At 40.0% G+C, this 21,031-nt stretch carries 22 protein-coding genes and 1 pseudogene; 5 read left to right on the top strand and 18 right to left on the bottom strand.

The genetic code is table 11. From position 1 onward, the window contains the following. Positions 1-3: 3 nt before the first annotated feature. The 13 genes and pseudogenes from OCV47_RS03985 to OCV47_RS03925 all read right to left on the bottom strand — a co-directional run bounded on the left by OCV47_RS03985 (position 4) and on the right by OCV47_RS03925 (position 14,392). Positions 4-2,043: an AMP-binding protein gene (locus tag OCV47_RS03985; protein ID WP_262653948.1), complete on the bottom strand. Its 2,040-nt coding sequence runs from the start codon at positions 2,041-2,043 to the stop codon at positions 4-6. Positions 2,044-2,276: 233 nt separating this feature from the next. Then, entirely contained in the window at positions 2,277-2,504 is a 228-nt protein-coding gene (locus OCV47_RS03980) for an acyl carrier protein (RefSeq protein WP_256299768.1), read from the bottom strand. A 232-nt stretch (positions 2,505-2,736) separates the two neighbouring features. Continuing rightward, on the bottom strand, positions 2,737-4,353 hold the full coding sequence (locus tag OCV47_RS03975) for an MBOAT family O-acyltransferase (protein ID WP_262653945.1): 1,617 nt from the start codon (positions 4,351-4,353) through the stop codon (positions 2,737-2,739). Positions 4,354-4,392: 39 nt separating this feature from the next. Continuing rightward, positions 4,393-5,262, bottom strand: a complete 870-nt coding sequence (locus tag OCV47_RS03970; protein WP_262653943.1) for an ATP-binding protein — start codon at positions 5,260-5,262, stop codon at positions 4,393-4,395. Positions 5,263-5,297: 35 nt separating this feature from the next. Next, positions 5,298-5,396: pseudogene (locus OCV47_RS16155) on the bottom strand (SEC-C metal-binding domain-containing protein); the annotation flags it as partial. A 1,450-nt stretch (positions 5,397-6,846) separates the two neighbouring features. Then, entirely contained in the window at positions 6,847-8,439 is a 1,593-nt protein-coding gene (locus OCV47_RS03960) for an ATP-binding protein (RefSeq protein WP_262654175.1), read from the bottom strand. A gap of 175 nt (positions 8,440-8,614) precedes the next feature. Continuing rightward, positions 8,615-10,591 carry a hypothetical protein gene (locus tag OCV47_RS03955; protein ID WP_262653940.1) on the bottom strand — a complete coding sequence of 659 codons (1,977 nt, stop codon included), beginning with the start codon at positions 10,589-10,591 and terminating at the stop codon, positions 8,615-8,617. Between the two features lie 92 nt (positions 10,592-10,683). Then, positions 10,684-11,649, bottom strand: a complete 966-nt coding sequence (locus tag OCV47_RS03950) for a sugar phosphate nucleotidyltransferase (protein WP_262653939.1) — start codon at positions 11,647-11,649, stop codon at positions 10,684-10,686. A 240-nt stretch (positions 11,650-11,889) separates the two neighbouring features. Beyond that, positions 11,890-12,477: a hypothetical protein gene (locus tag OCV47_RS03945; protein WP_262653937.1), complete on the bottom strand. Its 588-nt coding sequence runs from the start codon at positions 12,475-12,477 to the stop codon at positions 11,890-11,892. After that, on the bottom strand, positions 12,477-12,788 hold the full coding sequence (locus tag OCV47_RS03940) for a hypothetical protein (protein WP_262653934.1): 312 nt from the start codon (positions 12,786-12,788) through the stop codon (positions 12,477-12,479). The genes OCV47_RS03945 and OCV47_RS03940 overlap by 1 nt, the downstream gene beginning before the upstream one ends. After that, positions 12,788-13,516 carry a hypothetical protein gene (locus tag OCV47_RS03935; protein ID WP_262653932.1) on the bottom strand — a complete coding sequence of 243 codons (729 nt, stop codon included), beginning with the start codon at positions 13,514-13,516 and terminating at the stop codon, positions 12,788-12,790. The genes OCV47_RS03940 and OCV47_RS03935 overlap by 1 nt, the downstream gene beginning before the upstream one ends. Before the next feature lie 230 nt (positions 13,517-13,746). After that, complete coding sequence (locus tag OCV47_RS03930) at positions 13,747-14,136, bottom strand: hypothetical protein (protein ID WP_262653930.1); 390 nt, start codon at positions 14,134-14,136, stop codon at positions 13,747-13,749. Further along, entirely contained in the window at positions 14,129-14,392 is a 264-nt protein-coding gene (locus tag OCV47_RS03925) for a hypothetical protein (protein WP_262653927.1), read from the bottom strand. Before OCV47_RS03925 ends, OCV47_RS03930 begins: the two co-directional genes overlap by 8 nt. Before the next feature lie 526 nt (positions 14,393-14,918). Here OCV47_RS03925 and OCV47_RS16150 point away from each other — a divergent pair. Both OCV47_RS16150 and OCV47_RS03915 read left to right on the top strand, forming a co-directional pair. Further along, positions 14,919-15,170: a DUF6431 domain-containing protein gene (locus OCV47_RS16150; protein WP_416888004.1), complete on the top strand. Its 252-nt coding sequence runs from the start codon at positions 14,919-14,921 to the stop codon at positions 15,168-15,170. Positions 15,171-15,196: 26 nt separating this feature from the next. Then, a complete protein-coding gene (locus OCV47_RS03915; protein ID WP_262653924.1) occupies positions 15,197-15,328 on the top strand; it encodes a hypothetical protein in 132 nt (43 codons plus the stop codon). A 303-nt stretch (positions 15,329-15,631) separates the two neighbouring features. Here the strand turns inward: OCV47_RS03915 and OCV47_RS03910 are convergent, their stop codons facing one another. Continuing rightward, positions 15,632-15,922: a PqqD family protein gene (locus OCV47_RS03910; protein WP_262653921.1), complete on the bottom strand. Its 291-nt coding sequence runs from the start codon at positions 15,920-15,922 to the stop codon at positions 15,632-15,634. Positions 15,923-16,045: 123 nt separating this feature from the next. Between OCV47_RS03910 and OCV47_RS03905 the strand changes: the two genes are divergently transcribed. Further along, the gene (locus OCV47_RS03905) at positions 16,046-16,393 is read left to right on the top strand and encodes a transposase (protein ID WP_229097941.1); all 348 of its coding nucleotides are present in this window, start codon (positions 16,046-16,048) and stop codon (positions 16,391-16,393) included. Further along, positions 16,383-17,201, top strand: a complete 819-nt coding sequence (locus tag OCV47_RS03900; RefSeq protein ID WP_242970654.1) for an IS3 family transposase — start codon at positions 16,383-16,385, stop codon at positions 17,199-17,201. The genes OCV47_RS03905 and OCV47_RS03900 overlap by 11 nt, the downstream gene beginning before the upstream one ends. A 413-nt stretch (positions 17,202-17,614) precedes the next feature. On the opposite strand, the gene yaaA is transcribed toward OCV47_RS03900, so the two are convergent. The 4 genes from yaaA to OCV47_RS03880 form a co-directional block, all read right to left on the bottom strand. Continuing rightward, on the bottom strand, positions 17,615-18,364 hold the full coding sequence (gene yaaA / locus OCV47_RS03895; protein WP_262653919.1) for a peroxide stress protein YaaA: 750 nt from the start codon (positions 18,362-18,364) through the stop codon (positions 17,615-17,617). Beyond that, positions 18,364-18,819, bottom strand: coding sequence for a thioredoxin-dependent thiol peroxidase (gene bcp, locus OCV47_RS03890; RefSeq protein ID WP_262653917.1), 456 nt, complete (start codon positions 18,817-18,819; stop codon positions 18,364-18,366). The genes yaaA and bcp overlap by 1 nt, the downstream gene beginning before the upstream one ends. Positions 18,820-18,822: 3 nt before the next feature. Continuing rightward, positions 18,823-19,032 carry a DUF6219 family protein gene (locus OCV47_RS03885; protein WP_118548170.1) on the bottom strand — a complete coding sequence of 70 codons (210 nt, stop codon included), beginning with the start codon at positions 19,030-19,032 and terminating at the stop codon, positions 18,823-18,825. A gap of 191 nt (positions 19,033-19,223) precedes the next feature. Further along, a complete protein-coding gene (locus OCV47_RS03880; RefSeq protein ID WP_262653915.1) occupies positions 19,224-19,997 on the bottom strand; it encodes a DUF134 domain-containing protein in 774 nt (257 codons plus the stop codon). A 118-nt stretch (positions 19,998-20,115) separates the two neighbouring features. On the opposite strand from OCV47_RS03880, the gene OCV47_RS03875 reads away from it, so the two are divergent. Continuing rightward, positions 20,116-20,775 (top strand): Crp/Fnr family transcriptional regulator, encoded by a 660-nt coding sequence (locus OCV47_RS03875; protein ID WP_262653913.1) that lies wholly within the window; start codon positions 20,116-20,118, stop codon positions 20,773-20,775. The last annotated feature ends 256 nt before the right edge of the window (positions 20,776-21,031 follow it).

The following is a 21,031-nucleotide window of genomic DNA, read 5'->3' as shown; positions in this document are numbered from 1 at the left end:
GTTTTACTCTACCCAGTTGATTACATTTGTCTTCTTCGCCAGTTCTTTTCCTGCCTTTGCCGGATATCCCATTACTACCGTAGACCATACGATATGTGTATCTGGAATACCAAATCCCTGCAGCATTTCCCGGACTTCCGGCTCATCGCAAATGGTCATCAATGCATTGATCCATGCAGATCCAATACCATAGGAATTCGCCGCCAGCATCATATTCTGTACTGCACAGGAGCTGTCCTGAATACCGTCTGCATTTCGTCGGTCATTCGATACCAGTACGATAGTCTTCGGATTATTAAATCCATAGAAGTGCACCTTCTTTTCTTTGGACACTTTTTCCACAATCTGACGGAACGCATGGATCTTTTCTGCATTCTGGATCACGGTAAACTTCCAGGTCTGCATATTATGTCCGCTTGGCGCATAATAACCGCACTGCAGAATCGTCTCCAGAACAGCTTTTGGCACCTGTTCCTCTGTAAAGTCACGAATACTTCTTCTGGATAAGATATTCTGCACCACTTCGTTGACCATCTGCTGATCTCCGTTCTCTTCCCATCGTCTGTACAGCGCCTTGCGATCCAGCTTCTTCATACGATTTCTCGGAAGCTCCCGGATATTCAGATAACGCTGTGGCAGCTTATAGCGCTCCATTCGTTCTGCCAGGAACTTTGTCAGTTCCTCTTCATTTACCGCAGATCCTTCCGGCACGATATAGAGCACCGGCACTTTTCCAAGGATGCCATCCGGATCATCCACACCGATGCAGGCACATTCCCTGATCTCCTCAAATTCCTGTGCAATATTTTCCACTTCCACCGGAGATACCTTTTCTCCACCTACATTGATGATATCATCCGCACGACCCAGCATATAGATATAGCCATCTTCGTCCAGATATACCATATCATTGGTATACAGCCAGCCATCCACCAGCGTCTGTGCATTTGCCTCCGGCATCTGATAGTAGCCCATCATCTGCATTTTTCCGCGAAGCACCATACGGCCAGCTGTATCAATATCTCTGGCTGTGATCTCATTTCCTTCTGTATCCACGGTCTTCACTTCGATGCCTTCGATCGGCTTGCCAAGTGCGGTCAGCTTATCCGGATTCTCTGATACGATCAGGAAAATGGCTCCACCAGTCTCTGTTGAACCCCAGGTATTGACAATCTTCGTATTTGGCAGCATATTCACCAGCTTCTTCTTCATATCATAGCTAAGCGACCCTGCTCCGAACTCTATATAACGTAAGTTTCCCATAATCCCGGCAAACTTATCCTGCATCTGACGATAAACCAGCTCAATCGAAGCAGGTACACTGACCAGTCCCGTACAATGAAAGCCTTCGATATTCTTCTCCAGTTCCTGTGCAAAGGTAAATCCATTCTGCAAAATCAAAGTCGCACCAATATAGAAAATCGTTCTGGTAACACGCATTCCTACAGAATGATTCAATGGCAGTGGAAGCAGTACCACATCATCTGTCTGCATTCCTACTCCATGCCAGGTATTGTGTGTGCTTGCATAGATATTCGCCACACTCAGCATTGTTCCCTTTGGCTTTCCAGTGGTTCCTGTGGTAAACAGAATCTCTGATAATTCCTCATCCGAGTGTTCCTGATAAGCCACCGTCAGTTCCTCTTCCGGGATTTCCAGACAGTCTGCATATACCCCTTTCAGAGATGCCACACGAATCTTCTCATGCAGCACCTTGCCATCTGCCAGCAGGATCTTCGGCTGTGCATACTCATAGACATCCAGAATATTCTCCAGTTTGGCTGACTTATCAATCGGAATCGACACTCCACCAAGGTACTGCACTGCCAGATATCCCACGATATACTCCGGCTTCGACACTGCAGAGATCATGATAAAATCTCCCTTTTCAATGCCGAACTCCTGCTGCAGCTTCTGCGCAAAAGCACGAACCTGTATGCCCAGTTCCCCATATGTTACGCGAATCTTCTTAAATCCAATGGCCAGCTTATCCGGTGTCTCTTTTGCATGCGCCAGCACCGCCTGTACAATTGTCTGATACATGATTTATCCTCCCACACACGTTATTTCCCTATATAAAATAGAATCTCGCTTGCGAGATTCTCCGCCTGCGGCGAGTCGCTCCTGCGACATTTTTCTATGCCGCCGCAGTGCGATCTTCGCGGAGCGTTTTGTCATATTGGAACGAAGTTCCATATATGACAAAAGCACCCCGGCTTCAGGAAAACATTTCGTTTCCAGTCTTCCGGAGTGCCCGTTCTTCATTCGCTCTTCTTCTAGTCCATCAAGCGCTCTACCATAGAAGCCATACCATCTACAGAATTGAAGTTCTCTTCAATGATCTCTTCATATGGAATCGTAATACCGAATTCCATGGTCAGTGCTGCGATGATACCTGTCAGTGTCAGGGAATCCAGAATGCCGTCATCTACCAGTTCATCAGAAGATAAGAAATCAATCTCCGGGAATTCCCCTTCTAATACTTCTAAAACTTTATCTCTCATTATCGAAATCTCCTTTTTATAAAGGTTCCTGCCTTTCAGAACCCATACTGATGGAATCATCATACCATATTTGCGCCAGTTCGCCAAGGTGTTTTTGTGAGCCCTCCCTGTCCCAAAAGCCAGATTGGGGCAGATACCCAGCCCCTGACCACGAACTCACCTCTTTTCTTTTTTTCCAGGGTCGAATTTGGATCAGATATCAATCATATGACCATGGATTCAACTTATTTTTTTAGTACTGCATATATGTGAACGCCACATTACTGAATCCGGCTCCCCAGATACCGAAGATGATCACAGAGAAGAATGCCACATAATAGATCAGCCAGCGTACTACAATATTATTTCTGGCGATCATCTCCCGTACAGAGCCTCGCTCCTGCAGCATGCTGACGCACCACAGTACAAAGATTCCCAACATGGCCATAAAAAAGTTCTTCCCGTTCAGTCCATAATTAAATAACGTTCCGTCAAATAAGATCCAGATGTCGAACTGCTTGCAGATCTGTTTCAGAATATCCCAGGTAGTCTGCAGATGGCCCGGGATCGTGATCAGTCTGGCAAACGTAAAGATGATGAAAGTACGGATCATCTGCACCACACCCCAGCTTCTGGCTTCGGTATTGATACGAAGCAGCCTGGTCAGCTTCTTGATCTCAGGCGCAAATACAATCGACAGGATCATCAGCAGTCCCCAGTAAATGCCCCATGCCAGGTAATTATATCCGGTTCCATGCCACAGACCGGTCAGGATCCAGACGATCATCGTCGGGATAATGGTCATTACATTCTTGCTGGCTCTTGGTCCTACATGCGTTTTGAACCATTTTGCAATATTCATCATGCGTGGAGAGATCGCCAATGGCATATAGATATAATCCTTAAACCATGCCCCCAGTGTAATATGCCATCTGCGCCAGAACTCTGCCGCACTTTTTGAGAAAAACGGATGGTTAAAGTTCTTTTCCAGGTCAATGCCAAGGATCTGGCAAAATCCTCCCGCCATGTCCATACATCCGGAGAAATCACAATACAGCTGAATACTTCCAAAGATTGCCGCAATCACAAAGATCAGACTGCCGCTTTCCCCATATACATTTCCAAATACCGAATTTACAAAAATCGACAAACGGTCTGCGATTACCAGCTTTTTAAAATATCCCCACAACGCCAGTTGCACGCCAAAGCACACACGCTCATACTCAAACGCATGTCCCTCATTGATCTGCGCACCCAGCTTCTTATGTCTGGCGATCGGTCCCTGGAGAATCTTCGGGAAGAAGAGTACCCAGGTCAGGAACTTCAGGAAATTCTTCTCTGCCTTATCCTTTCGCCAGTACACATCTGCCAGATAACCTACCATAGAAAACGTATAATAAGAAATACCAAGCGGCACGATCACTGTCATCCAGGCTGGCCTGGCTGAAGTGTCCAGTTCTCCTGCTGCATTTAGTACATCATAACCCAGGAGACTGCCCAGACTGTTCATGATCTTACTTCCAGTCTTGGTATAGATCAGCACCAGAATCACCAGCGCAGACACCAGCATATGTACACGCTTTGCCCGTTTCTTTGCCCGGAGCTTGCACTCCTTCTTCTCAGCCGGAGTCATACCCTCCCGCTTCAGATCCTCATCCTGTTTCACATAGATCGTATCAATCCTTCTGGCTGCCAGATACACCATCAGGCTGGTCACCAGAACCACCGGCAACGCCTGCCAGCCCCAGGACAGATAAAATATCACACTGGAAAGCAACAGCACAAACCACCGCGCTTTCAGTGGGAAAATAAAATACAATAAACATGTTACAAATAAAAACACAAAAAATATACCTGATAAAAATGTCATGTTATAAAATCCTTTGCTATTTATTGATATTGCACTCATCTATTCACTATAATACAGCTGCCGCGGACTCTTTGGTTTATCCGGCAAGCTCATTTTCAGCTGTCCCGCTTCTACCAGCGGCAATACATGCTTTTGAATCGCATAGGTTACCGAAGAAAGTCCCAAATATTCGCAGATCTCTTTTCTGGTTCTCGGTGTCCTGCAAAACAGAATTAAATCCATCGCCTCTTCTGTATGAATAGCCTCTGTCTTTTCTTTTGTTTTATGATATAGCCGCACGATAAAGCTTCCCCGTTCATCCACGAATTCCGGTTGTTCCAGCTGATAGCGATCCATCTCCATCCGTATCGTTGGAATTCCGGAATATCGATTTTCAGTAATGTGCATGACCTCCAGGGCAGACGCCAGTACCGGATTCCTGGTATCTGGCTGCACTTTTCCTAATTGATCTACTCGCATTCTGCCATAAATTCCACCTGGATTGCGGATCTCCAGCCTGTCCTGAAACATAATCAACTGTATCGGCATTCCCTCGGCATGAATGCTATAGTCTCGATGCACCAGTGCATTGATCACAGCCTCTCTTATGGCTGTAACCGGATAATCGGTTCGATCCTCTCTCTGCCCGGTTTTTTCATTAATAATCGTTTTGGTACGCATATTCCGTTTCACAAATTGCAGCGCACCACTTAGCATATCCGGAATGTTTCCTTCTATTCTCTGATTATCCAGGAAACGTTCTCCTGCCACTCCGGTTTCCCCCAGTTCCGTTCCTGGAACGACAATTGCCGTGATACATAACTGTGGAAAATAAGCCTGTGGATACGGGCTGAACAGTAAAGTTGCACTCAATGTTATTTCGCTATTCCGTTTTATGCTTACCAGTTCATAGATCATCTCATCCTTCATAGAGGACAAATGCTTCTTGTAAAATCTTCATGAAGTCACCTCTTTCCACAGCACTTCTTGAACTTCTTTCCACTTCCACACGGACACGGATCATTCGGATATACTTTTTTTGTTCCTTTTACCACCGTTCCATTTAGCCCATTCGGATAAGAAAAACTTGGCACTTCTGTTGCTGTCTGCTGTGTATCCACCTGAATTCCCATCCGTTTCAAATCTTCTTCAATTTCTTTTAATCCTTCTGCTGCCATAGTGCTTCCAGGCACCACAGTAAGATTCTCTGGATTTACCGGATGCATCTTTGCCAGTTCCATCGGCGTATAGCCATTATTGCTCCACAGACGCACGGAATTCACCATCTGCATAACATAAGATAGGATCTCATTCATGCGGTTTATGTCCATTGAAATCTCATATCCCTGCAGACCTGCAAATACAAACTCAATTACTTCATTTGGGTCTTTCGGTTCCAGACTTCCTCGATCGGATGTATGCTGATAAATTTCTTCTACAAAATCATTGATGCACTGATCCGCCGTCATTCCCAGTTTATCTGCCACTTTTCCAAAATTTCTCCGGTAATTCTTTGCAAGATACCGCTTCAGTTGTTTTTCCGACGAATTTTCTTCTCGATAATTTTCATCTTCATATTTCAGGAATTCGTTCTTATCGGGACTATATGGTGGCTTATCCATTCTTGCTATCAGTAATCGTCTATAAGCCGATTCCTCAGCTTTTCCAAAAAAGAATTCATCCAGTTCTTTTTCACCCAGTTCCCGACCCTGATAAGCCTGAAAATGTTCCATCATGCGATCTGTTTCCGCCAGATATTCCTCTTTGAAACACATATGCATAACCAGCCCATCCATGGATGTTAATACATCTGGGATTCCATTTCCAATAACATTCTGAAATACGCAGGAACAATGGTACCGTGGCTGATACATTACTGTGTTTCGATAGCATCCTTCCACTCTCTCAAATCCGTCCATTTGTTCCATAAAGTTCTTTTCATAATCCATCAGAATTTTTTCCACATCTAACACATGAACAATCCCATACAGATTTACGGAAGCCTTCGTGTAACGTCTGATCATTTTCTGATAAGCTTTTCTTTTTTGATATACCGGATCAGATGCTAATGTCAGATATGCCTCCTCACAGTTCCACATTCTGCACAGCATTTCCATCTCTTCATCCTCCCCATAAAAAGCGAGGCAAAATCCTTCAAACATAGTATCATCACTTAATACTGTCAGCATCTGCTCGATGCATTCTGCCTTTTTCAGTTTCTTCTGATCAAAATCTTCCTGTTCCATCAGATTCCAGATATCTGTTAATTCCTTATTTGCAATCTCGGTCATTGGGAAATCTATTTTCTGTTTGGTCTGCTCACCAATAATATCTGTCATCTCTTCCCAGGAGCCATCTGCTGCTATCCTGAAATCCTGATTGGATAAAAATGTCTTTCTCAGCAGGAAATGATACATCTTCACTTCCGCCGCCTTCATACTGTTCAGCTGCTTCTTAATCTGCTTTTTTCTCTCTTCCCGTGTATTCATTCCTGTACCCAACCTTTCCTGTTTATCATTCTTGCTTCTGATATTTTTCTATCACACACTGATGTTCTTTTTTCTCTTTGTCATAATTAATCCCCACCAAAAGAATGTTTCCTGCATAACCCAAAAGAGACTCTGGATACTTCTTGTCTTTGATCTGTTGTAAAGCCGTATCCGCTGTCTTATTCCACTTTAATTCCACTACCAGAGCCGGATAGCCGTTACGATATTCCGGTTTCGGCATAAACACAAAATCTGCAAAGCCACGTCCTGTCGGCATTTCCCGCACCGGTTTAAAATAATACTGCATCGCACTCAAATAGGCAATAGCCAGTACACTTCCCAATGAACTTTCATTGTTGTAATGAATTGCAGATACATATTCTGTATGAATCTTTTCTATCTGTTCTGCTACTTTGCTGCAATCCATATCCAACGTAGCATTTAAAAGTTCATCTGACTGTTTCTGAAACTCCACAAATTCATTCCATTTATTGCACTCTACCGCTGTCGTCAGTTCCTGCCGGATCTCTTCATTTGGTACAAAAGCAGTTCTTTCATCCTGATTATAGCTCAGGTAACCCAGATGGATCAGATACGTAAGCACATCATCTCTATTTTTGAAGTTTACCGTGTCATTGGTAAACGTCGCCGTATTCAGTTTCACAGATGTGCCAGACAGCATCTCAATCAATGCAGTCTTCAGCCCGTCAAAATCCATATTAATCAGTGGAACAATTGCTTCATAAGAGCCTGTCTCCGACCAGTAACTTCTGAATTTACTTTTCTGCATTACACTAACCACTGCTTTCGGATTATAAACTGCAGTATCTTCCAACAGATATCCATCATACCATCTTTTTACTTTTTCAAAATCTTTCTGATATGTTTCGCACAGATCTCTTACTTCCTCTTCCGTAAATCCAATATAAGGCGCAAGGTTACTGGCCTCCAACATTGTAAACTCATCAAAATTATTCAATGCTGACTGTGTCTTCTCTTTTTTAATCGGCAGAATTCCAGTCAGATAAGCCAACTGAATATACTTTGTCGGCTCAGTTCCTTTAAACATACCCTGTAAAAAACTGATATATTCATTCTGTACTCTTACATTCGCAGCCTCATCACGAATCAGCACATCCCACTCATCAATAATCACAATAAACTTTTGTCCCGTTGCATTCTTTATCCGTGAAAGGGCATCCGGCAATGTCACCACTCCCGTTGTGATTACCTCAGGATAACATTCCCGTAACTCAGCTAATACAGTATCTGTAATATATTCCACAATATGATCCAACTCGTTTACATTAGACAAAAACCATTGTATATCAATATGAATGACATCATAACGATTCAAATGCTTTTGAAAATCTTTCTTTTTCCCAATCGCCAACGGTGCAAACATCTCTTCCGAATCACAGCCCTTACTATAATAAGCCGTCAGCATATTCGCTGTAATTGATTTACCAAATCTTCTGGGACGACTGTTACAGATATAGGCATCCATGGTGTCCAACACGCTATTGGTATATTCCAGAAGTTCTGTCTTATCCACATATATTTTTGAATTCAATGTCACACGAAATGCACTGTTATCCGGATTCACAAATCTGCCCATGTCAGCACCATCCTCTCTGCTCATATTTATCAGTTTCCACTATTATAAAATAGTTCCCTGCCATATGGCAAGGAACTACCAGTTTTATTTTATATTTATTCTTTTATAATGAAAACTTTACCACTTAGTCACGGTGTCAGGCACTTTGTGTTTTTCCAAATTCATTTTTCTGCTTTTATAAAGCACTTACATATTCCAGTCCGACTGGACGTTCATTTTCATAAATAACTTTATATAAGCCTTTTTCCACATCCTCCTCCATCTGAAATACTTCCGGCAGCTTCTCGTTCAAATACGAATTGCTTTTATATATCCACACATAGGTATAACCGCCCCATGTCAACAGGTCTGGCAGATTCTGAAGTGTAATATCCTCACGAAGTTCCAGTCCAATATTACATCCTTCCTCCAGGAATCTCCATGGCGATCCCATATAATTGCTGACCTGTGTATCCATATAATACAGCACTGGTGAATTCACATATTCCCGCTCCTCAAAGTCTTTCTCGCTAACCTGATAGATAAAGTACACTTTGTCTTCCATGCCGATCTGTTTCTGGATTTTCTGCACCTGATGTTTTGCAGAACTGATGGATTCATATCCTATCACTTCGTCTTTATCTAAAGCTGTCATATTTGGAATATATTTGGTATTTACTCCATACAGGAACATTGCTCCTATTCCGCACAGCACATATTTCAGAGCTGTTTTTCTTTTCAGATTTTCCCGACTCAACAACAATGTCATCACCAGCATAAACAAGTATACTGCACACCCTGAAAAATACCTGGCACTGGATTTTACATCCACACTCAGTCCATAGGTAAACATCAATACAAAAGACAAATATAATACTGCACTATAGGCCAATGACATCACCAGCATATAACAGCGAAAGTAACTGCTTTCCTGTTTTTTCTGATAAAGATCCCCATATATGGTTGTCAACATCAGACACAAAATCACAAATGGGACAAATGCCAGCTTCAGATTTGATCTGCTGGTTAATCTGTTTCCAATACCATTCGTCAGAAAACTCTTCATGGTTTCTTTTGCTTTTTTTCCATTTATGGTATACGTATCGATCCAGTTGACCGCTCCCTGCGGAAGTTCTTTTCCCATAATCTCATAGGATGTGGTCTCATATTCCTGTCCATCTTCCGATACTACAGTTTTTTCTACTGGTTTCAATTCACCTATTAATAAAACCACGCCTGCCGTTCCAATCAATAGCAGAAGACATAATACACCTGTTGTTATGCGAAGACGCTGCAAAACCTGTGGTTTATAGATCCTTTTCTTCTCAATCATCCAGCTATAACTCAGTACAAACAGCAATACAAATACTGCCATGAGCAGTCCCTGGGATTGTTTCATAAAATGAAGCGTCACCATTCCAGCCAAAAGAATCAGTACATTACATTTCTTTTTCCCCGGATCCCGATTCATCCACCATCCAGCCAGGCCGCCGGCCCATGCCGCAGTCGGCATATCTACATACAGACTCTTTGTTCCATATACATACAGAGAATACAGTGCAATATAAAGGATCCCAATATAGATCCATACCTTTTTACCGTCCTTTTTCTCATAATTAGAAAATGGCAGCAACAGTCCAATAAATGTCAGTAACGTGGATGCCACATACATATTCTGCTCACTGTAACCGGTAAACTTCTGAAAATACAGCAAAAATACACTGGAAGCGAATCCATACTGGCCTCCACCCCCGATAAAATCTCCACCTGTTGGCATTTTATCATGGATCAACATATATTTCACAGCTGCTGCCCATTCATGAAATTCATCAATATGCTGGATAAAATCATTGTGGTAAATGACCAGCCAGAACAGATACAACAGCAACAGACTTCCTATCACGATCCAGCCGGTAAACTGTTCTTTTTTATTCTCTTTTCTGATCAGACAAATCAAAAACCCAACTGCGCCCAGCAATGCGATACCACAAATTCCCCACATTCCGTACCGAAATGTGCCAAATACGGTGCTGCTGACTGCCAGTACTAACATTATTGTCGATGCTGACAACAGCATTCCTTCTCCCATATTGGCATTTATTACTGCATTATAGAAGCAAACTACTCCCATTAAGATCAAAAATGCCAACAACATCATAATTATATCAGTCATAAAATGATCTCTCCTACTCTGTCACAAATATTTCATTTATTATAAAATAGTTCCCTGCCTTATGGCAAGGAACTATTCATATCATTTCTTATTTATTTTCTGGATATCACATCTTTGTACAGTTCTTCTCCGTACACACCATCCTGAATCAGCTTGCGGAAGCTTTCTACTACCACCGCCTTATCCTCTTTATAAGTTACTCCAAACCATCTGTCCTTGGTCTCCAGTACCTTTACAGTGCATTTTCCTTCTCTCAGCATACCACCGATCAGAGTCGGAAGCAAATATTCTGCCTTCTGTGGATTGCCCGGAACTGTCTGTTCGAAAAATGTCTTGAATTCCTTATCCAGCGCTCCCATGAATGCCGGATCACAGCCTTCTTTTGCCGGAAATCCCCACATATTCATAGACACATAACATTCCGGATCCAGTGTGACGCCATCTGCCTCTGCACCGATGTTACCATTGGCATCCACTTCCTTCACAATATTACTGGTCTCCACCACATCACTAATATGGGTATGGCCTTCTGTCACCTTACAGATTCCTCTGGTCACACCACCATTATCTGAAAGTGTATTCTTCAGAATAAATCCTGCCATGGAAATAGCATTCTCTTCATGGTCTTCCACCAGCCAGTTATGTAACTGCTGAAATGCTTCTTTTCCGTAGTAGTCATCCGCATTGATCACGATAAATGGCTCATGAACCAGATCTTTCGCTGCCAGTACCGCCTGTCCCGTTCCCCATGGCTTCTTGCGGTCTTCCGGTACTGAGAATCCATCTGGAATCGCCTGCAGATCCTGAAATGCATAGGCCACTTCCACATTCAGCTTCTTACACAGTTCTTCAATTCGATTGCCAATCCGTTCTCTGAAGTCTTCCTCGATGTCCTTACGAATCACAAATACAATCTTATTAAATCCAGCCTCGATGGCATCATGAATCGAATAATCCATGATAATCTCATCATGTAAACCGACAGGCTCCAGCTGCTTGATACCTCCGCCAAATCTCGAACCAATACCGGCTGCCATGATTAATAATGTTGTTTTCATTCTTCACCTCATTTGTTTCTTTTTCGTTCTGTTGTATTCTGATAAAGCCAGTATAGCACATACTCTCGATTTTGTCGGCAATAGTCTGCTTTGCATCTCATTCTCCTATCAGCAGAATGGAGTAAAAATCTATTTACTATCATCACTATGGACTGTAAAATAGTCGGTGAAAAGTTACCCAGAACCAATTAAGCGGTTACGTCCAAACCGCACCTGAATGCAAAATTCAATAATGGAAGTTCAACAATAACTTGTAATACTACGGTTTTCCATCGTCTCTCCATCTTCTTTTCTCATAAGAAAAACTGTCAATTTAATAATAAATAAATAGAAACCTATCTGACTCAATGAATATAACCGTTTAATTTTCCCTTCCTCTATCCCTTTCACAATTAGATCCTTATTGTATGTATTTATTGTTGAAAAATCTACAAAGTAATCTTGCACAGCACTTTCTGGGAAATACATATAATTAAACATTCGATTTTCGATCAATTCGTGTTTTCCATTTTCATTTCCTTCGTAAAATGTTAACGGCAATACTGGTACAATATTAATTTTTTCTTTTTGATCAATATGACATGAAGTTGATATTACCATTCCTCTTGCTTTAAAAATATACTGTGTGCCATCAGCTTTAAAATATGAAAATGGTATTTCTGATATAATATCTCCCTGCGATAGGGTAGGTAATTTCTTTGGCAATAACCACTCTGCCTTGACACCGTCTTTTTGAAATTGTTCTATCGCAGCCTTTGCTTTGTCTTTAGCTTCTGAATCTACAGAGGGAAGTACGCTATCAACAAACTCTATAAACTCTTTTAGCATTAATCCCAGAAATTAATACCTGTTGGCACAGATATTTTATCAATATTTTTTTGTATAGCATTTTGTTCAGCAATTGTTGCTTCCCTCATATTGCCAAACAATTTTTGTGCTTCTTTTTCTACATTAGATTTATCTTCTTTTATTGGGTATTGCTTCAACATTCCTGACTCTGTTCCATAAAAAGAATTATTAGTCGTTGAATATATTCCAAGTTTATTAAACGCTTGTGTCATTGTCGATGTGTTGGCACTAACAATTGCACAACATGTCAACCCCATCAAAAATATGCTACTTGTTTTATCCCTTCTCACTAGTATTCACCCTTCTCAACTAATGTTTTTAGTTTTTCGTTAATTATCATTGTTGTTATACCAAGCAATTCTTCAAATCTATGTTTATCTGAACAATAATCTTTTTGTCTATTAAACATATATCTATCATTCACATCTAATGTAATCCCAATTGTGTGTGTTTTCAATTTTTCGTCCATATAACATCCAGCTTCATTTGTTTCTTCATTTTCATATACTCTTACACTCTGTAACGTTATATTTACATAATACTTTTCATTTTCTATATACGTATACTTAACTACCAAATCATCCAGATTATCCACTGGACAATGTGCAAATAAGTTTTCAAATAATACTTTATTTCCCTCAACTTCTACTTCATCCCACATCAAATTCGTAACAATTCCAATATATTTATATTTTTCCGATTTAAATGTGTCAATCAATTTAAATACATCCTCAATTCGATTTTTGACATATTCCTCACATAAATCCCAATTTTCTTTAAAAAGATCTGTATATATAGTCTGAAACGATGCTGCCTCTGGTGCAATACTTAATTGAGAATGTTCTCCTTTGGTTTTAATTATTATCCTAGGTATCTCAACTGGAGCCTCATCTGGTATTGGCAAAATATTTGCCTCATTAAAATTATTTTTCAATATATCTTCATTTAAAATATACTGTCTTTTTATATTTTCACATCTTGCAAATGTTATATTTACTGCTGAATTTTCTATTTTCATTTTTATAATCCACCTTCTAAAAAGCGCCTTTTCTGTATAAGCTAATATGATCTTTTATTAATAAATATACCTGCCCTACTAATTACATATATTTGTCTATCGCAAACTAGAATATTCATACAATAATATTAGAATGCAGAAGTTCATTATTATGACCTATAAAATAGTATTCATCTATATACTATCCAATATATTCTCTATTGTGCTAAATACTCTCAAAATTTATATATTTAATGTAAAAATGCTTCTATTATTTCATTAACTGCCTTGTCTCTGCTCTCAGTATCGTTTGAAGATTTATCATTTATTCTCCAAATAACTAATACTAATCCTGCAATTCCAAACAGAATGCATAATGCAATTGCCCAATTTGTAACACTTCTAGCATCTATTGAACCAATTTCATTAAATGACGAAGTTAATAAAGACATACATAATGTACCTGTTATTGACCAGCATACACTCCATAGACTATGTAATTTAAATTTATTACTATTTTTCTGTGCAGCCTCATATGTTTTTGAAAGCATTCTATTTAGCTTTTCATCCGATATTGTCACTTTGGTTTCTGTAACTACTATCCCTGTATCTGAACTGTCAATTATCATCTTATTATCCATTATCAGTCTCCTTATCCATCAAACCTAAAGAGCCTAACGCAAAAAATTCCATATGTCCACAATTTTCACAAATAAGCATTCCACAGGGTATATGTGGTCCTAAGTTTAAATTAGAAGTATCATCGCCAATAAGAATGGCAGCAATATTACCTGTCGATGTAAATTTTTGTCCACCACAATAGGGACAAGCTGGCACTCTTCCCGACATTCTATTGGATATTGCTTCTATAAAATGATTTGGATTATACTTTGCCATAATCATTTGCCTCCTTCTTCATATTTTGTTTATGACATAATCGCTCATATTTCAGCCTCGGTGTCACGCGTCAAATTATAGTTCCCACCTGCGGCAATTTTACCGCAGATTTCATTCGGTGCCTCTTTCATATCGTCTATCCGAACGTGCCGTTTCTTACGGCACGTTTTTATCTGCATAGTCTTGGCTATTCCCCTGCTTTTGCTTATAGTTTTTAGGTAACCAAAAAAGAGAAAGAACAGCCCCTACCAAAGTTCGTTCTTCCTCTCACACAACACAAGCTCTGCAGCACAGGTCCGACGCAGGGTTATGCCCTAATAAATGGTTGCCTGTAGTATCAGCAGTCAGCTTGATGTCCATTACTATGATAAGAAAAAACTTACTACTTTGCAAGATAATTCGTATAAAAGCTTCATCAAAAAATCTCTTTGATGCTTACATGGATAAGTTTCAGTCAGAGCGGAAGACCTGTCCCATCTGTGGTTCCTCCGGAAACTGACACATTCATGCCTATTACGGCAGATCCATGATCGATTTCAGAAATAGACATCTGGAAAAAGATGATCTCAGTGTTCTTCGAGTTTTCTGTGACAGCTGTGAACATTCCCATGCCGTTCTTCCAGACTGCATCATCCCCTACTCCAGTCACATGCTAATCCCATCGCAACAGGTGCAAAAAACGCACACTACCACCAGACAATCTTTGCACCGGATATCTCCGTCTTCTGACCACACGACCGTGGGATGGGCACCGGGCTCCATCTCCTTTATAATGTAAGAAAACATATGAAGGAAGAGTTTTACATGAATAAAGATACCGAAACGCTCAAACGAAACGCTGAAGTGGCACAGTTCCGCTTCGCACTTATCGCTCCTGTGATCCAGGGGCTTTTTCCCGACCAATGTCAGCGCTTTTTAGTGAGTGAGGTGAGATAGATTCGCCCCCCATTGCATTTATTTCCTATATATATTTCTGGCTTTTACGGTTCAACTAAGCCCCCACAAGTGCACGCTATCACTACACCAAAATTTTTCACTCTCATGTTAAACTTTCATTGCTAAATATATTTGAATATTCATCAACGTAACGGTTATTATGTCTGGAGTAACTCTGCCAAATAATAACATCAAGGAAACTATTTCAATCAATATTATACTTATATACATAATATCATAATTTTCCCAAAATGTAACCTTTGGGGAAAATTTTCCTGTATATTACTGTATATCTTCTCTGTCTTACTTCTTTATCACCAGCTCATACTTCCTCTTCCCACCAGAATACACCGTGCTAATTTTCCACTTCTTCATATGCCCCTTTATATAATTATATATCTTCTTACAACATACCGCCTCATCTATCTCATACCTACTATTCAGCCACTCGCAGATCTCTTCTACCGTTCTTTTTCCGTCATTTTCTCCCATAAATGCCACCAGCTCACTTTCCAGTTCTTCTACCTGTCTGAGCAACATCTCTTTTCCTGCATCGTTGAGGACATAGTAATCAGTATATTCTTCATCAATCACTGTATAACCCGCTGAAATGAATCTGGCGCATTTATAATGGTCTCATAAATTAAGACACTTTTTCGGACAGTTTTTAATGAATCTGATATACTTAAACCAGTATGAAAGAAAGGATCCATTATCATGTCCAGACAAAGAAGAAATTTTAATGCCAAATTCAAATCAGACCTTGTAATTGAGCTGCTTAAGGGTGAGAAAGATCTCAATACCCTTGCAACTGAAAATAACATCCAACCAAATCTGCTCCGCAACTGGAAAAAAGAGTTCTTGAACAATGCTTCGGTTGTGTTCGACGACAAGCGTGAGGAAAACCTCAAAGAAAAGCTTGCCGAAGAGCGTAAGGAGAAAGCGGAGTATGCCAAAAAGGTTGGTCAGTTAACCATGCAGGTTGACTGGCTCAAAAAAAAATCTGAAGAAATTTGTGGACCTGACTACGAGAGTAAGTTTAGTCCAAAACCTTTTGACGACTAAGGAAATTCCGGCTTCTGTTGGCGCCAGGTTGCTTGACATCAACCGTACAAGCATTTATTACAAGGGTGCCCCTATTTCAGATGAGGAACTGGCCTGCAAAGAGATCATTGATCATCTCCATACAGATAATCCCACTTGGGGCGCAAGACAAATGTCTGCACAGTTAAAAACCCGTGGTTACCAGGTTGGACGCCGCAAGGCAAGACGCTACATGAATGAGATGGATATTTACCCGATTTATCCAAAGATGAATCTTTCCAAGCGAATGCAGCAGGCGAAAGTATGTCCATATCTTCTTCGTAATGCGGTCATAGACAAACCAAATCAGGCATGGTCTATTGACATTACATATATTCCGATCAAGCGCGGATTTCTGTATCTGACAGCCGTGATCGACTGGTATAGCCGTTGTATTGTCGGCTGGGAAGTGGATGACACACTTGATACCAGAATGGTTATCAGTGCCCTGAAAAAAGCTTTCAAAGTGGCAAAACCTCAGATCTTGAATTCAGATCAGGGTTGTCAGTTTACAAGTCAGCAATACATTGACTTTGTAAAGGAAAACGGTATCCGCCAGAGTATGGATGGAAAAAGCCGCTGGGCAGACAACATCATGATTGAGCGCTGGTTCCGCAGCTTCAAGTATGAGGAAGCCTATCTGACACAGTACAACAACATCAGGGAAGCAAGGGCTGCTATCAGACAGTATATCCACACCTACAACTTTGAGCGACGCCATTCTGCACTTGATTACCAAACACCGGCTGAATGCTACTATCCGGCAATGTTGATGCCATATGTAGCTTAGCATATATTGGATCTGGGGAGTGCTCCACTGTTCTCTCCATGTTCCTTGTAACTTGTCCACCATATCAGTTCATTATAAAAATCTTAGATTTTTGTCTTGACAACTGAGCCACTATATGTTGCCGGTGCTGGAACCATGCAGGCAATTAAGAAATCACAGACTTCTGTCGGATTATATGCAAAACAGTCTACTCATAAAACCTCAAGCGAAACTGAGTATATCAAAGAACTTGACAAGCTTGTAGATTAATATCAATAAAAAAGAGGACATATGGATATGTATAAATCCATATGTCCTCTTTTTTATTACAGGTTATCTTATAATATAAAATTAGTAATAGTTATTATTGATTTTGATTAGTAATAATAACTATTATTATTTTCAAATTATATTCTCTTGATAACTTAAAATAATTATGCTATTTTGCGTTCAAAAACATATTTACTATCTGATGATAAATCAGACCTGAATATATAACCAAGCCTGTCAAACTTTTTTATATCATCAGGATTTTCAATATCATTTTCCGCCATGAATCGAACCATCTCACCACGAGCCATCTTAGCATAAGTACCTTTTGTTACCAGTTTATTTCCAGCTTGTTCGCAGAATGAAATTGTAATATATTTATCCTTCGGTGTAAGATACTTTTCTATACATTTTGAGTATTCTTTTGATGCAAGATTAATGATAATCCTACTGTCATCGATTACTGAGCGGTATAACAATTCTCCCCAGTACTCATACAGATTTTTTGCATCTCCAATTCCAACCTTTGCCTGCATTTCAAGACGATAAGGAGTCACACCATCCATTGGTTTTAAAATGCCATAAAACGCAGACAAGATTCTTAAATGATTTTGCAAATACTCAAACTGTTGGATTTCAAACACAGATGGTGCCATATATTGAAATGCAATCCCTTCATATGCTAAAACAGCCGGAGTAAGCCTGTTATAAAGATCCATATTTTCCAATCTGTTAAAGTTCTGCTCTGCAATCTTGTCATTACATTTCCAGATAGCTTTCAGTTCTTCTTTTGATTTGCTTTTCATCCAGTTTAATACTTCTGCTGTCTTATCAATATAGACAGGCAGTTCAACCGGTGCTAAGTTATCGGTATCTACAATCATCTTTTTTGCAGGTGATAAAATAATCTTCATTATGCCAATTCCTTAAGCATATTTTCAGGATCATCTGCCGCCTTGACTTTATCATTTGCCTTTATAATGATTCCCTGCTCATCAATAAGATATGTAGTTCTTACTACACCCATAGATACTTTTCCATAATTTTTCTTTTCTTTCCAGACATCATATGCTTCAATAACTTTACGATCCGGGTCTGCTAATAGCGTAAATGCCAGTCCGTATTTTTCTTCAAATCTCTTGTGAGACGCTACAGAGTCCTTGCTCACTCCGAGAATAACAGCTCCCTTCTCAGTAAACTGTGGATAACGCTCAGAAAAGCCACATGCCTGCTTCGTACATCCTGGTGTATTATCCTTTGGATAAAAATATAAGATTACTTTTTTTCCTGCATAATCGCTTAATTTATGCATTTCTCCGTTCTGATCCGGCAATTCAAAATCCGGTGCTTTTATTCCTAACTCTAACATTTACTATTCCTCCGCTTTTGTATTTTCCACCTGTTTTCTTGTTCTTTTATTACCTGAAATCATTTTATGACCAGAATAGACTGCCATAGTCATGCATATCAGAGAGCCAAATGCAAAGTATTTGTGTGCTGCTTTTAACCCTTTATATCCTGTATAAAAAGTTCCAACCATTGTAACTATTGCTCCGATTGACCAATATTTATGTGCTTTCATTTTATACCTCCAAATTGATTAAGCTGTTTCCAAAATAAATATCTCTGGATCATTAAAAATATTATACATTCCATCCATTACTCTCGACAAGTAGGGAAAGAAAAATAATCATTCCAAATACAAAAGGATGTATCACGATAATTCTGGCATTACCTTGACGCATCCTTTCGTGTTGTATTTTTTTATTCTTCTTAATGACAGCTATGGCTTCCGCATCTATGCTCACCACACGTATGTCCTTCCCCATGGTTGTGCTCATGGTGAGAACACTTCACATCCGGATTATAATCAAGCGTATCATTGATAAAAGCTTCTACTGCTTTATCCGCATCTCCTGAAACTCCGCCAAAAATCTTAATGCCCGCTGCCGCTAATGCGGTCTGAGCACCTCCTCCGATTCCGCCGCAGATCAAAACATCGGCATTTAATGCATTAAGAACTCCTGCCAATGCACCATGTCCGCTTCCATTCGTATCTACTACTTCTGAATGTAGCACTTTTCCTTCCTCTACATCGTAAATCTTAAATGTCTCTGTATGTCCAAAGTGTTGGAAAATCTGTCCATTTTCATATGTTACTGCTATTCTCATGATACCTTCTCCTTTTTCTACTGCATATTTTTGATAAATCTCCTGTTTATAACATCCTCCAAAGCTGCAGTCGCTGCTCTGACCGTCACAGATTATGAAATCCCCACCCTCAATTTTAAGCGGATGTCCATCAATGAGAGCATCTGCTATTTTCTTTCTGGCAATCTCGTAAATCCGTTGGACCGTCGTTCTTGCGATCTGCATAGATTCTGAACACTGCTCCTGACTGTAACCTTTCTTGTCCAAAAGACGGATTGTCTCGTACTCATCTACCGTCAGAACAATGGGCGTTTTTTTCTCAGTATCATCTGCCGGAAGAAATTCTAAAACATTTGGGAAATGGCAGACTTTTCTGCATTTTACTGGTCTCGGCATGAAATTGCTCCTTTCTCGCTTTTCTTATATAATAGCCCTATAAAGGGCATATGTCAATTATTCGATTGACGCATCTTAAAAAAGCAAGTATACTATGTTCATAAAGGAGATAACTATTATGAGCTTCGAAAATTATTTTCCACTATGGAATGACTTAAATACAGCACAGAAAAAACTAATTTCAGACAATTTGATCACACAGCATGTGAAAAAAGGGACAATCATTCACAACGGGAACATGGATTGTACCGGATTATTACTGGTTAAATCCGGGCAGCTTCGAACTTATATATTATCAGATGAAGGACGAGAGATTACACTCTACCGTCTGTTCGATATGGATATATGTCTTTTATCCGCCTCATGTATCATACGGTCCATTCAATTTGAAGTAACCATTGAGGCAGAAAAAGATACTGATCTTTGGATCATCCCTGCTGAAATCTATAAGGGCATCATGAATGAATCTGCTCCTGTCGCAAACTATACCAATGAGTTAATGGCTACCCGTTTTTCTGATGTCATGTGGCTGATTGAACAAATCATGTGGAAGAGTTTGGATAAGCGTGTTGCTTCATTTCTTTTAGAAGAGACCTCTATCGAAGAAACAAATGAATTGAAAATCACTCACGAAACTATCGCCAACCATCTTGGTTCCCACAGGGAAGTTATCACTCGAATGCTTCGATACTTTCAAGGCGAGGGTCTCGTCAAACTCTCCCGCGGCAAAATCACAATCCTTGATCCAAAAAGACTGGAAACACTCCAAATGTCATAAAACTGTTTTTCTGTAACATATAAAGAAGAATCCTCCATTTATCAGAATTATGAAAGTCATTCTAATAAATGGGGGATCTTTTTATGCTATAAGAAAATTATAAACATATCGTGATTATTTTTTAATAATCCATACCACATGCATATGCCCTTTCAATCGTAAGCGCCTAATAACAGGGTGGATTTAACTTCCACCGAAAATCTGCCATAATCATAGAGGATAGACGCCAGCATTTTACTACAGATCTGACGCTAGG

This window comes from Muricoprocola aceti, from assembly GCF_025567005.1.
Taxonomy (GTDB): domain Bacteria; phylum Bacillota; class Clostridia; order Lachnospirales; family Lachnospiraceae; genus Marvinbryantia; species Marvinbryantia aceti.
This window is presented reverse-complemented; position numbering and strand designations above follow the sequence as displayed.

Coding starts and splice junctions, on each gene's coding strand:
- OCV47_RS03985 (WP_262653948.1), bottom strand. CDS start 2,043: ATGTATCAGACAATTGTACAGGCGGTGCTGGCGCATGCAAAAGAGACA.
- OCV47_RS03980 (WP_256299768.1), bottom strand. CDS start 2,504: ATGAGAGATAAAGTTTTAGAAGTATTAGAAGGGGAATTCCCGGAGATT.
- OCV47_RS03975 (WP_262653945.1), bottom strand. CDS start 4,353: ATGACATTTTTATCAGGTATATTTTTTGTGTTTTTATTTGTAACATGT.
- OCV47_RS03970 (WP_262653943.1), bottom strand. CDS start 5,262: ATGAAGGATGAGATGATCTATGAACTGGTAAGCATAAAACGGAATAGC.
- OCV47_RS03960 (WP_262654175.1), bottom strand. CDS start 8,439: ATGGGCAGATTTGTGAATCCGGATAACAGTGCATTTCGTGTGACATTG.
- OCV47_RS03955 (WP_262653940.1), bottom strand. CDS start 10,591: ATGACTGATATAATTATGATGTTGTTGGCATTTTTGATCTTAATGGGA.
- OCV47_RS03950 (WP_262653939.1), bottom strand. CDS start 11,649: ATGAAAACAACATTATTAATCATGGCAGCCGGTATTGGTTCGAGATTT.
- OCV47_RS03945 (WP_262653937.1), bottom strand. CDS start 12,477: ATGCTAAAAGAGTTTATAGAGTTTGTTGATAGCGTACTTCCCTCTGTA.
- OCV47_RS03935 (WP_262653932.1), bottom strand. CDS start 13,516: ATGAAAATAGAAAATTCAGCAGTAAATATAACATTTGCAAGATGTGAA.
- OCV47_RS03930 (WP_262653930.1), bottom strand. CDS start 14,136: ATGGATAATAAGATGATAATTGACAGTTCAGATACAGGGATAGTAGTT.
- OCV47_RS03925 (WP_262653927.1), bottom strand. CDS start 14,392: ATGGCAAAGTATAATCCAAATCATTTTATAGAAGCAATATCCAATAGA.
- OCV47_RS16150 (WP_416888004.1), top strand. CDS start 14,919: ATGATCGATTTCAGAAATAGACATCTGGAAAAAGATGATCTCAGTGTT.
- OCV47_RS03915 (WP_262653924.1), top strand. CDS start 15,197: ATGAATAAAGATACCGAAACGCTCAAACGAAACGCTGAAGTGGCACAG.
- OCV47_RS03905 (WP_229097941.1), top strand. CDS start 16,046: ATGTCCAGACAAAGAAGAAATTTTAATGCCAAATTCAAATCAGACCTT.
- yaaA (WP_262653919.1), bottom strand. CDS start 18,364: ATGAAGATTATTTTATCACCTGCAAAAAAGATGATTGTAGATACCGAT.
- bcp (WP_262653917.1), bottom strand. CDS start 18,819: ATGTTAGAGTTAGGAATAAAAGCACCGGATTTTGAATTGCCGGATCAG.
- OCV47_RS03885 (WP_118548170.1), bottom strand. CDS start 19,032: ATGAAAGCACATAAATATTGGTCAATCGGAGCAATAGTTACAATGGTT.
- OCV47_RS03880 (WP_262653915.1), bottom strand. CDS start 19,997: ATGCCGAGACCAGTAAAATGCAGAAAAGTCTGCCATTTCCCAAATGTT.
- OCV47_RS03875 (WP_262653913.1), top strand. CDS start 20,116: ATGAGCTTCGAAAATTATTTTCCACTATGGAATGACTTAAATACAGCA.